Below are 12,471 nucleotides of genomic sequence, written 5' to 3' on the forward strand. Positions count from 1 at the left end.
CGGCTAGCCGGAAGGTGTGAGATTTCAGTTAGTTTGCCGTTTTTTAGTTATTGATAATACATTGAAAGTAGGTAAGATGTGTGATAGAGTTTCGAAATGTTTCCAAAATGTATCCGAATGGCACAAAGGGATTGAATAATATAAATTTAAAGATTCAAAAAGGTGAGTTTATTGTAATGGTCGGATTATCCGGAGCTGGAAAATCTACACTTCTCAGATCCGTAAATCGTCTTCATGAGATTACCGAAGGAGAAATCATTATTGAAGGTGAGTCTATTACTTCTGCGAAAGGAAAAGGATTAAGGCGTATGCGCCGGGATATCGGTATGATCTTCCAAAGTTTTAACCTTGTAAAGCGATCAACAGTATTAAAAAATGTATTAGCTGGTCGTGTTGGATATCATTCCACATTACGTACAACGTTAGGTTTGTTTCCGAAAGAAGATGTGGAGCTCGCATTTCAAGCATTAAAAAGAGTGAATATTTTAGAAAAAGCATATGCGCGTGCTGATGAATTATCAGGAGGACAACAGCAACGTGTATCGATAGCTAGAGCATTGGCGCAAGAAGCAAAAATCATATTGGCAGATGAGCCTGTTGCATCGTTAGATCCACTTACGACAAAGCAAGTGCTAGATGATTTGAAAAAAATTAATGAAGATTTTGGAATCACGACAATTGTAAATTTACATTCTATTGATTTGGCTAGACAATATGCGACACGCATTATCGGATTACATGCAGGAGAAATTGTTTTTGACGGTTTAGTAGAAGAAGCAACGGATGAAAAATTTGCTGAAATTTATGGGGACGTTGCTCAGAAAAGCGAATTATTAGAGGTGGCAGTAAAATGAATGACGTGACGATATATTCAAATGAAATACCGAAGCCGCCGAGTAAATTGAAACATATGTTAACGTTTATTTTAGTTATTTTAATGCTGTGGAGTAGTAGTGTACAAGTAGATGCATCATTTTCAAAACTGGTAGACGGTTTTCCAAATATGGTAGATCTATTGAAAGAAATGGTGCCACCTGATTGGAGTTATTTTCAAGTTATTACAACAGCGATGTTAGATACAATACGTATGGCGATTATTGGGACGACCTTAGGAGCGATTTTAGCTATTCCACTTGCATTGTTTGCAGCAAGTAATGTGTTTACTAACACATTTTTATACAGTCTAGCTCGAATGATTTTAAATTTTATACGAACAATACCAGATTTATTATTGGCGGCTATTTTCGTAGCGATTTTTGGAATTGGGCCACTTCCAGGTATTTTGGCTCTTACTTTTTTTTCAATTGGACTTGTAGCGAAATTGTTGTATGAATCAATTGAATCAATTGACCCTGGCCCACTAGAAGCGATGACAGCTGTAGGGGCTACTAAGGTACAATGGATTGTTTATGGAGTCATTCCACAAGTAAAAGCACACTTTGTTTCCTATGTACTATATACATTTGAGGTGAATGTACGTGCAGCGGCTGTCCTAGGTTTAGTAGGAGCAGGTGGTATTGGACTATATTATGATCGTACACTTGGATTTTTACAATATCAACAAACTGCTTCTATAATTATCTATACCCTTATTGTTGTTTTGTTAATTGACTACATTAGTACATTGTTGCGGGAGAAACTATAATGAATAGAACGACGATGATTGTGCCAAAACCGAAGAAACCGAGTATATATCGCTGGATTATTTTAATAGCACTTACAGTTGTATATGTATGGGCCTTTTCAGGAGTACCATTAGAAGGGATAAAGGACACAGCAGGTGAAATCACGAAAGCAATTATGACAGGGATATTAAATCCAGACTGGTCGTATGTATCTTTGCCAGATGGTGAAGATTTATTACATGGATTAATTGATACGTTGGCAATTGCGATATTAGGTACATTTATTTCTGCATTTTTATCTGTTCCGTTTGCCTTTTGGGCGGCAACGAATATGAGTAGTGGAAAATTAACTTCAGGATCTGGGAAATTTGTACTTAGTTTTGTTCGTACGTTTCCTGAATTAGTTATGGCTCTTTTATTTATAAAAGCTGTTGGTCCAGGCTCTTTTGCAGGAGTATTAGCTTTAGGATTACATTCTATTGGAATGTTAGGGAAACTATATTCAGAAGGAATTGAAAACATAGATAAAGGACCGACGGAAGCGTTGTTAGCAACAGGAGCAAACCGTTTTCAAATACTTTGGTATGCAGTGTTACCACAAGTGTTACCAGATTTTCTATCGTATACGTTATACAGATTTGAAATTAATGTAAGATCCGCTGCGATTTTAGGGGTTATTGGAGCGGGAGGGATTGGTACACCTTTAATTTTTGCGCTGAGTTCACGGAATTGGTCTCGTGTTGGTATTATTTTATTAGGTATTATTTTAATGGTAATTATAATTGATTTGATTTCAAGTTCGATTCGGAAACGGATTGTTTAACTTATTTGAAAAGCATCGAAGTTAGATGCTTTTTTATGTTTTTAAAAACGTATTTAAAAAAGTAAGAATAGAAGAAATTTGTATAAATATACAGATAATTCTCTTTCTTTTTAAAATAAAAATAATGAAAAAGTATGTCATATTGAATGCCCATACATTCCCGGAAACATTGATTTTTTTATAAAAAATCAAAAAAATATCAACATATTTGTCGATACATGTTGTATAATCTTGCGTGGGAAGCTATCATATAAATGTATAAAACGTTTACTAATATAAGCGAAGGGAAGAATAGCATGTCACATTCAATCGAACAACTTTCTATCAACACGATTCGCACATTATCCATCGATGCGATTGAAAAAGCAAACTCTGGTCACCCAGGAATGCCAATGGGTGCAGCACCAATGGCTTATACATTATGGACTCAATTTATGAAACACAATCCAAATAACCCAACGTGGTTTAACCGTGATCGTTTCGTATTATCTGCAGGTCATGGTTCAATGTTATTATACAGCCTACTTCACCTATCTGGTTATGATGTAACAATGGATGACTTAAAGAACTTCCGTCAATGGGGAAGCAAAACTCCAGGACATCCTGAGTACGGTCATACAGCTGGTGTAGATGCAACGACTGGTCCACTTGGACAAGGTATTGCAACTGCTGTAGGTATGGCAATGGCTGAAAGACATTTAGCTGCTAAATATAACCGTGATGCGTATAATGTAGTAGATCATTATACATACGCTATTTGTGGTGATGGAGATTTAATGGAAGGCGTTTCTGCTGAAGCATCTTCATTAGCTGCTCATTTACAATTAGGTCGCCTTGTTGTGCTTTATGATTCAAACGATATTTCATTAGATGGCGATTTAAATCGTTCATTCTCTGAAAGTGTAGAAGATCGTTACAAAGCATACGGATGGCAAGTAATCCGTGTTGAGGATGGAAACGATATTGAAGCAATCGCGAAAGCAATTGAAGAAGCGAAAGCTGACGAAAAACGCCCAACGCTAATTGAAGTAAGAACGACAATTGGTTTCGGTTCTCCAAACAAATCAGGAAAATCAGCTTCACATGGTTCTCCACTTGGTGTAGAAGAAACAAAATTAACGAAAGAAGCATATGCTTGGACTGCTGAGCAAGATTTCCACGTAGCAGAAGAGGTATACGACAACTTCCGTAAAACAGTACAAGATGTTGGTGAAACTACGCAAGCAGAGTGGAACACTATGCTAGGTGAATATGCACAAGCATACCCAGAATTAGCAAACGAATTCCAAGCAGCAATGAACGGTCAACTTCCAGAAGGTTGGGAGCAAAACTTACCAACTTATGAATTAGGATCAAAAGCAGCAACTCGTAATTCTTCTGGTGCTGTAATTAATGCAATTGCAGAGTCTGTACCATCATTCTTCGGTGGATCTGCTGACCTTGCTGGTTCTAACAAAACATACATGAATAACGAAAAAGACTTTACAAGAGATGATTACAGCGGTAAAAACATTTGGTACGGTGTACGTGAGTTCGCAATGGGTGCAGCAATGAACGGTATTGCATTACATGGCGGTTTAAAAACTTACGGTGGTACGTTCTTCGTATTCTCTGATTACTTACGTCCAGCAATTCGCCTTGCAGCATTAATGCAATTGCCAGTAACGTATGTATTCACACATGACAGTATCGCTGTTGGTGAAGATGGTCCAACACATGAACCAGTCGAGCAATTAGCAGCGCTTCGTGCAATGCCGAACGTTTCTGTTATCCGTCCAGCTGATGGTAACGAATCTGTTGCAGCTTGGAGACTGGCTTTAGAATCTACAAACAAACCAACTGCTTTAGTATTAACTCGTCAAGACCTTCCAACATTAGAAGGTGCAAAAGATGATACGTATGAAAAAGTAGCAAAAGGTGCATATGTAGTTTCTTCAAGCAAGAAAGAAACGGCTGATGTTATCTTACTTGCAACTGGATCTGAAGTAAGCCTAGCTGTTGAAGCTCAAAAAGCATTAGCAGCAGACGGTGTTGACGCAGCTGTTGTCAGCATGCCATCTATGGATCGTTTTGAAGCTCAAACTGCAGAGTACAAAGAATCTGTATTACCAAAAGCAGTAACAAAACGTTTCGCAATCGAAATGGGTGCTACATTCGGATGGCACCGTTACGTAGGTCTTGAAGGAGATGTGTTAGGTATCGATACATTCGGTGCTTCTGCTCCTGGTGAGAAGATTATGGAAGAGTATGGATTTACTGTAGAGAACGTTGTTCGTAAAGTAAAAGAAATGCTTTAATGATTTCAGAAAAATCTCTCCGGCATGGAGAGATTTTTCTATGTAAATGAGTTTTTTCGACAGAAAAAGTTTTTTATCTCTCCGCAGTCAGACAATCATTGCAAATTTTCTTATATATAATGAAGAGAAAAGGTTGTCCAGATTGGGAGGGGAAAAATGAAAACGTATGAATTGTATTTAATTCAAGAGGATATTGCGAAATCTTATTTTGGTCGTGAATATTTGTTTTTTGATTTATTTGCTCGATTTTCAGAATCTGGGTCCCTTTCGGAGAAAAAAGTGTTATATAAACAAATGATGTATATAACAAAACCATTGCAAGTAATGAAAATTCATCATAAATTAGAACAAGCTTTGCGCGTTCTTGGTAAATATGATAGAACACATCATACACATACACTTTATACGGGAGCGGAGTACGGTGAAATAATGGTGAAACCGCACTATATTCGCATGAATACCTCTGGAAATGTCTCTATGGAAACGACTTTCTTTGAGGTGTTAAGAAAGTGTGAATTAACATTTTTAGCTATGGATTATGAAAATACAAAGTACGGATGGCTGAATCCTCTAAAACAAGTACGAACATATGTGTAAAAAATGTCGAATTGTATCTTGTCTTATTGAAAAGGTTTTAGTACACTGTAAGGTAGACAACATGAAGGAGGAAAATATATGCCAATTTGGTTAGGTATTCTAGTGGGCGTAGTAGCACTAGTAGCAGGCGTGGCGTTAGGATTTTTCATTGCCCGCAAATACATGATGAATTACTTACAAAAAAATCCACCAATTAACGAACAAATGTTAAAAATGATGATGATGCAAATGGGACAAAAACCTTCCCAAAAGAAAATCAATCAAATGATGAGCGCAATGAACAAGCAACAAATGAAATAAGCGCTAAAAGACACTCGCTAAGAGTGTCTTTCTTTTTGTTAGTTACAGTTTTTAAAACTTTTAAAAATTCTGTATTTTTGATAAACTGAAAACATCGCTCATTTTAAGGGAGGAGGAAAAAAATGAAAGTGTTTATGAATTTAGCGTGGTTTTTTAAACAAGAAAAACGAGCATACATAACCGGAATTATTTTATTATTTGGCGTTGCACTTTTAGAACTTGTAGCACCAAAAGTAATTGGAATCGTTGTAGATGAAATTAATGATGGAACATTGACGACCAATAAGTTACTAAATTGGGTTGTACTATTAGTAATTGTAGGTATTACGATGTACATATTACGTTACATATGGCGTATTATGATTTTCGGGTCTTCGTTAAAATTAGCTCGCCAATTACGAAAAAATTTATATGAACATTTTACAAAGATGAGTCCATCTTTCTATCAGTCAAATCGAACAGGTGATTTAATGGCACATGCGACCAATGATATTCAAGCGATCCAGCAAACTGCTGGAGCGGGTGTTTTAACGCTTGTTGATTCATTAGCTGTTGGGGGATGTGTACTCGTAGCGATGGGTTTTACAATTAGTTGGAAGTTAACATTGTTAAGTTTAATTCCGATGCCGATTGTAGCCATTTCGACAAATTATTATGGAACGTTATTACATAAAAGGTTTCATAAAGCACAGCAATCGTTTTCGGAAATTAATGATAAAGTGCAAGAGAGTATGAGTGGAATGAAAGTGATTCGATCGCTTGGGCAAGAGAAAGAAGATTTGCAGGCGTTTCGAAAAAAATCAGAAGATGTTGTGCATAAAAATGTGTTAGTTGCACGTATTGATTCGTTATTTGATCCGACAATCGCTCTTATCGTTGGATTTTCTTTTTTAATTGCAGTATGTTACGGATCGGTATTAGTTGTAAGAGGTGAATTAACAGTAGGTGATCTCGTTACATTTACGACATATTTAGGTACCCTCGTTTGGCCAATGTTAGCGTTTGGATGGTTGTTCAATATTATGGAGCGTGGGCGTGCTTCATATGACCGTGTAGAAAAAATTCTTTCACAAAAATCAGATGTAGTAAATAGAGAAAATGCTGTACATACAATAGCGAGCGGTAATGTTTCGTTTGCTGTTGATTCATTTTCGTATAAGAAAAATGAACTGTTACATTTAAACGATATTCACTTTGATTTGAAGAAGGGCGAAACACTAGGAGTTGTAGGACGTACAGGTGCAGGGAAAACGACTTTATTAAAATGTTTAATCCGTGAGTATGATCATTTTAATGGTGAATTAAAAGTTGGGGAGCGAGATATTCGAGATTTAACACTTCATGGTGTCCGTTCTGCTATTTCATATGTGCCGCAAGATCATTTTTTATTTTCAGCAAGTATTGGTGAGAATATTGCCTTTGGAAAGGCGGATGCTACATATAATGAAATTACCGAAGCTGCAGATATTGCTTGTATTCATAATGATATCCTCCAATTTTCAGAAGGATATGAAACAGTAGTAGGGGAAAGAGGCGTTTCGTTATCTGGTGGTCAAAAACAGCGAATCTCTATTGCTCGTGCTTTATTAACAAATGCTGAAATTTTAATTTTGGATGATTGTTTATCAGCGGTAGATGCAAAAACAGAAGAGACAATTTTAAGTGCCTTAAAGAGGGAAAGAGCAGGGAAAACGACGATTATTACTGCACACCGATTAAGTGCAATTCAGCATGCCAATCTTATTCTTGTTGTTGATGAAGGTAGAATTGTACAAAGAGGTACACATGAAGAATTAATGAAGGAAAACGGCTGGTATAAAGAAATGTATGAAAGTCAGCAATTAGAAGCTTTAGTTGAGAAAGGAGGCGTATGATGGTAGAGAAGAAGCGAAGTGATTTAAGTAGATTGCTTTCTTATATGAAGCCATATAAAGGGTTGCTATCTTTAGCATTTATCTTTTTAGTTGGTGCGACAGTAACGGAAATGATGGGGCCTTTTTTAATTAAACAATTCCTCGATGAACACCTAGTACCGCGGGATTTTGAACGATCAGCACTCGTTACTTTATTTGTAATTTACATAGTTGCTCATTTATTAAAAGTATTATTTACGTATTTAAATCTATTGTACTTTCAGAACATTGCTTTTAAGATTGTTCAAGATATGCGAGTTGAAGTATATGAACATGTTCAAAAGCTATCATTAAGTTTCTTTGATCGTACGCCAATTGGTACGCTCGTATCTCGTATAACGAATGATACGGAAGCGATTAAAGATTTTTATGTCAGTGTATTATCAACATTTGTGAAAAATGTAGTCTTTTTAGTAGGTATTTTAATAGCGATGTTTTTATTAGATGTAAAATTAGCGTTATTTTCTCTCGTATTAATTCCGATAATGTTCGCGATTATGGTATTATATCGCCGGAAAAGTGCAGCTTTTTATTTAGAAGTACGTAATCAACTAAGCGTGTTAAATGCAAAATTGAACGAGTCCATACAAGGAATGAATATTGTTCAAGTGTTCAGACAAGAAAAACGTATGAGAAAAGAGTTTGAAGAAGTGAATAATAAACATTATAGTGCAGGGCGACGTACATTGAAGTTAGACGCATTACTTTTACGACCAGCTACGGATTTAGTACATATTGTAGCTATTGCTTTAGTACTAGGTTTATTTGGGATTGATGCTTTAAAGAGCCCTGTTGAAGTAGGCGTTTTATATGCTTTTGTTAACTATATACATCGTTTCTTCCAACCTGTAAATGAGATGATGATGAAATTGTCCTTTTTCCAACAGGCACTTGTTTCGTCATCACGTGTATTTCATTTAATGGACGAGAAAGATTTAGCACCGGTTCAAAAAGGCAATGAGAATCCTCAAGTTGTGGATGGAGATATTGAATTTAAAAATGTTACTTTTTCGTATGATGGAAAGCGTGACGTTTTAAAAAATGTATCATTTCACGTGAAACAAGGGCAAACGGTTGCTTTTGTTGGGCATACTGGTAGCGGAAAAAGTACGATTATGAATTTGTTAATGCGATTTTATAATCTTAAGTCAGGAAATATTGTAATAGACGGTGTAGATTTAGAAAAATTTGAAGAACGAGAAATTAGAAAGAAAATAGGACTCGTATTGCAAGATGCATTTTTATTTGCTGGAAATGTAAAGCAAAATATTCGTATGTATAATGAAGAAATTACGGATGAAGAAGTAAAAGAAGCTGCTCGATTTGTGCAAGCGAATACGTTTATTGAAAAGTTACCAGAGCAGTATGAAACAGAAGTAGTAGAAAGAGGTGCAGCATTTTCAAGCGGTCAACGACAATTAATTGCTTTTGCTAGAACGATAGCAACGAATCCGAAAGTATTAGTATTAGATGAAGCAACAGCTAATATCGATACAGAAACAGAAGAGGCTATTCAAACAGCGTTGCAACAAATGCGAAAAGGTAGAACGACGATAGCCATTGCGCATAGGTTATCTACAATTCAAGATGCAGATCAAATTTTTGTGATGCATGATGGAGAGATAGTAGAAAGAGGAACACATCAAGAATTACTAAGTGAGCAAGGTTTGTATTATAATATGTACTTGTTACAAAATAAAGGGAGTTTGCAAAAGGCCTTGTAAATACAAGGTCTTTTTTATTTTGTATACAAAATATATTTACTCTTTGTTTCTATAGCATAAATGTCGTGTCCTCTTATGAAACTTGTACATATTGTATGTATACGAAGTAAAAAAATTGATAGGAGATTTTATATGCAAAACAGATCGAGTTCAAATGTTACGTTTATTGATGTGTCTCATTGGGAAGGGAATATTGATTGGAATGCAGTGAAGGCATCTGGAATTCCAGCAGCGTATGCAAAAGCGACAGAAGGTGTAAATTACATTGATCCTACTTTTACTAAAAATGTACAAGCAGCCCGAAGTGCGAATGTATTAATTGGTGCATACCATTTTGCACGTCCAGAACAAAATGATGCAATTTCAGAGGCGAAATATTTTGTGAGTATATTACAAAGTAACCAGACAGACTTAATGCCAGTTCTGGATTTAGAATCACCAAAAGATCCGAGTAATAGTAATTTAACTGGTAGCGCTATATCGAATTGGGCAAGAAGCTTCATAAATTATGTGAAACAGGCTACTGGAAAAGATGTAATGTTATATACAGGAGTTTGGTATATTAATGAGTTCGGAATTAGCGGATTAAGTGATATTCCACTTTGGATTGCTAAATACTCGAGTACACCGCCTGCTGATGCTGGTGGATGGACAGCGTGGACAGCATGGCAGTACACAGATTCTGGACAAATTTCAGGTGTAGGAAATTGTGATGTATCAGCTGCAGTTTCACTAGAAGCTTTACAAGGGAATGGAGCAAGTGGTGGAGGGAATGTTTCTCCGCCTAATAATGCAACTCCAGTGTACGGGGTTGCTATAATTAATGGAGATAATGTGAATTTGAGAAGTGGACCATCTTTGCAGTCTAGTATAATTCGCCAATTGAATCGTGGCGAAACATATGAAGTTTGGGGAGAACAAGATGGATGGCTTTGTTTAGGGACAAATCAGTGGGTATATAATGATCCGAGTTATATTCAGTATAAACATTATGTGGCGACTATTACTGGTGATAATGTAAATTTACGTGACGCTCCATCATTAAAAGGAAATGTTATAAGACAGTTACATCATGGTGAATCGTATCGAGTATGGAGTAAGCAAGATGGATGGCTTTGCTTAGGGACAAATCAATGGATATACTACGATCCAAGTTATATTCAGTATGGTGTACAATAGAGTGAAAATAAAAGGTGCCCCGTCAGAGGTGCCTTTTATTAAAAATATACAACTTTTACAAAGTCTATATCGAAACCATAGTATACTATAGTAGATATATTTTAAAAAAATAATAGAAAATGAAATAAAGGGGTAAAAATATGAATTATGTGCTAATAGGTGCGGTTTTAATATTATTAGCTGTAGTATTTGTGCTGTTTTATAAAAATAAACAGTTAGAATCAGAGAGTCAGCAAGTAGAATTTGAAAAGAAACAAGCAATTGAAACGTATGAAAACGAAATTGCAGCTACGGTGATAGAGCATAAAGAACAACAAAATAATTTAAAAAATATGGAACAGAAAAAATACAATGATTTACAAGTAAGTGCAAATAGAGAAATTGAAAATATGCGTATGATGAAAAATCAATTAGCTATGCAACATAGTAAAGAACGTAGTGAAATACAAAATAAACATAATAACGAAATACATATGTTTCAAAAATTAATTGCAAATTTACGAGAATATACTAAAAACGGCGCTGAAATGAATATGTACGAAACATTACATTATATGAAGCGAGGATTCATAGAGAAAGGCATCATATTAGATGCTGAAATTGAAATCATGCCGAATGTTTTTATTAAAAATAATAGTGAAATAAACGATAATCGAATCCATCATCTCATCTTGTGCAAAACTGGTATTTATCTACTTGAGACGAAAGAATGGGAAGAGAAATTAATTCATGGTTTAACGAAAGAAAATGCTGGTATATATTCATTTATGATTGATGAAATGGGTAAGTATCAACAAGAACTTGAAAAAGAAGAGACATTTGAATATATAGTAGGTAAAGATTCGTCAACTATACAAGTGAAAAATGAAGGGAATCCAGTATATAAGGCGAAGAAACTATCTCAAATTTTATACAATTGTTTGAAAGAAATGCAGGCTAATAGTATAAAAGAAAAGGTAAAACCAGTTGTATATTTTTATAATGAAAATGGAAAAGAAATAATAGATCTTTCTAGTGAGGAAACACCTAGATTAAAAGATCGGGAGCAAATTGTAACGTTCTTCAGAAATGAAATTTTAGCAGGGAAAGTAGTATATACAGCGCAAGAATTAGAACAGATTCGAGAAATGATTAGCCGGATGAATTATATAGTGAGTTAAAAGGGGAGATCTTTCTGAACGCTATGCTACGTGGCATTTTGTATGTATATTTTTGTTTGTATATAGTAATGTACATTGTATTTATATTCGTCATTGATATGGTCCATATACCCTTAAGTGTAAGGAGCATTTTTGTAGTATTCATACCATTTGTTTTATTAGTCATGATTCAAAGGGCTATTTTATATGTTTCTAAAAATCGTAATGAAGAAAAGAAGCAAATGTTGGGGGTTTTAATAGTAGCACTCATACCATTAATAGTGTGCACTGTACAACTAAGTGTAAATGAATATACATCAAAGTTTAATCAAAATAGATGGTTAAATCATGCAGATAAGCGGGTACATATGGTAGATGATCTATTACAAAAATATAAATTAATAGGGAAATCAAATGAAGGAATTATCCAATTGTTAGGAGCTCCAACGGAAACGAGAAGTGGGGAAGAAGGAGTTACCACTTTGTATTATCTTGGGACTGAACGTGGCTTTATTCCAATAGATAGCGAACAGCTTGTTTTCCAATTTGATAGAGATGGAAAAGTCATGGAATATACGGTGCATAAAGATTAAAGAAACGTAGAGGGAAGCTATATGTTATAGCTTCTTTTTTATTTTTCAATATGTCACGGAAGGGGGAGAAGGTTTTTGAGTGGAATAAGGAATGAAAGCGGAGGTGATGCATATATATAGATGCATTGGGTGATTATTAGTCCGATTGGTGAGGGGTAATAATTAATAAGTACGGACAAAAACCCCACTCATTAAAGTTTCACTTTATCATATTGTATAAATGAAAAGACCTGCGGTAGTATGTCAACTGAGAAATAACAAAGTTTAAAGTTGTCAAAGGT

Annotated in this window: 11 protein-coding genes; all 11 read left to right on the forward strand. The window is 35.3% G+C overall.

Annotation, left to right across the window (positions count from 1 at the left end):
* Positions 1–80: 80 nt before the first annotated feature.
* The 11 genes from phnC to CQ064_RS31575 all read left to right on the forward strand — a co-directional run bounded on the left by phnC (position 81) and on the right by CQ064_RS31575 (position 12,190).
* Positions 81–854 carry a phosphonate ABC transporter ATP-binding protein gene (gene phnC, locus CQ064_RS31525; RefSeq protein ID WP_000569232.1) on the forward strand — a complete coding sequence of 258 codons (774 nt, stop codon included), beginning with the start codon at positions 81–83 and terminating at the stop codon, positions 852–854.
* The gene (gene phnE, locus CQ064_RS31530) at positions 851–1,645 is read left to right on the forward strand and encodes a phosphonate ABC transporter, permease protein PhnE (protein WP_001000774.1); all 795 of its coding nucleotides are present in this window, start codon (positions 851–853) and stop codon (positions 1,643–1,645) included. The genes phnC and phnE (CQ064_RS31530) overlap by 4 nt, the downstream gene beginning before the upstream one ends.
* The gene (gene phnE, locus CQ064_RS31535; RefSeq protein ID WP_001082388.1) at positions 1,645–2,448 is read left to right on the forward strand and encodes a phosphonate ABC transporter, permease protein PhnE; all 804 of its coding nucleotides are present in this window, start codon (positions 1,645–1,647) and stop codon (positions 2,446–2,448) included. The genes phnE (CQ064_RS31530) and phnE (CQ064_RS31535) overlap by 1 nt, the downstream gene beginning before the upstream one ends.
* Before the next feature lie 296 nt (positions 2,449–2,744).
* Positions 2,745–4,745, forward strand: a complete 2,001-nt coding sequence (gene tkt, locus CQ064_RS31540; protein ID WP_000019776.1) for a transketolase — start codon at positions 2,745–2,747, stop codon at positions 4,743–4,745.
* 156 nt (positions 4,746–4,901) lie between these two features.
* Positions 4,902–5,342 carry a sporulation inhibitor of replication protein SirA gene (gene sirA, locus CQ064_RS31545; protein WP_000860652.1) on the forward strand — a complete coding sequence of 147 codons (441 nt, stop codon included), beginning with the start codon at positions 4,902–4,904 and terminating at the stop codon, positions 5,340–5,342.
* 78 nt (positions 5,343–5,420) lie between these two features.
* Positions 5,421–5,642, forward strand: a complete 222-nt coding sequence (locus tag CQ064_RS31550) for a YneF family protein (protein ID WP_001123317.1) — start codon at positions 5,421–5,423, stop codon at positions 5,640–5,642.
* Positions 5,643–5,764: 122 nt separating this feature from the next.
* Complete coding sequence (locus tag CQ064_RS31555) at positions 5,765–7,516, forward strand: ABC transporter ATP-binding protein (protein ID WP_000862466.1); 1,752 nt, start codon at positions 5,765–5,767, stop codon at positions 7,514–7,516.
* A complete protein-coding gene (locus tag CQ064_RS31560; protein ID WP_000229518.1) occupies positions 7,516–9,279 on the forward strand; it encodes an ABC transporter ATP-binding protein in 1,764 nt (587 codons plus the stop codon). Before CQ064_RS31555 ends, CQ064_RS31560 begins: the two co-directional genes overlap by 1 nt.
* 132 nt (positions 9,280–9,411) lie before the next feature.
* On the forward strand, positions 9,412–10,458 hold the full coding sequence (locus CQ064_RS31565) for a GH25 family lysozyme (protein ID WP_001181401.1): 1,047 nt from the start codon (positions 9,412–9,414) through the stop codon (positions 10,456–10,458).
* A gap of 140 nt (positions 10,459–10,598) precedes the next feature.
* A complete protein-coding gene (locus CQ064_RS31570; protein ID WP_001110272.1) occupies positions 10,599–11,618 on the forward strand; it encodes an NERD domain-containing protein in 1,020 nt (339 codons plus the stop codon).
* A gap of 23 nt (positions 11,619–11,641) precedes the next feature.
* Positions 11,642–12,190 (forward strand): hypothetical protein, encoded by a 549-nt coding sequence (locus CQ064_RS31575; protein WP_000943755.1) that lies wholly within the window; start codon positions 11,642–11,644, stop codon positions 12,188–12,190.
* Positions 12,191–12,471 lie beyond the last annotated feature (281 nt).

It is taken from the genome of Bacillus sp. MYb78, assembly GCF_002975115.1.
In the GTDB taxonomy this organism is placed as follows: Bacteria; Bacillota; Bacilli; order Bacillales; family Bacillaceae_G; genus Bacillus_A; species Bacillus_A cereus.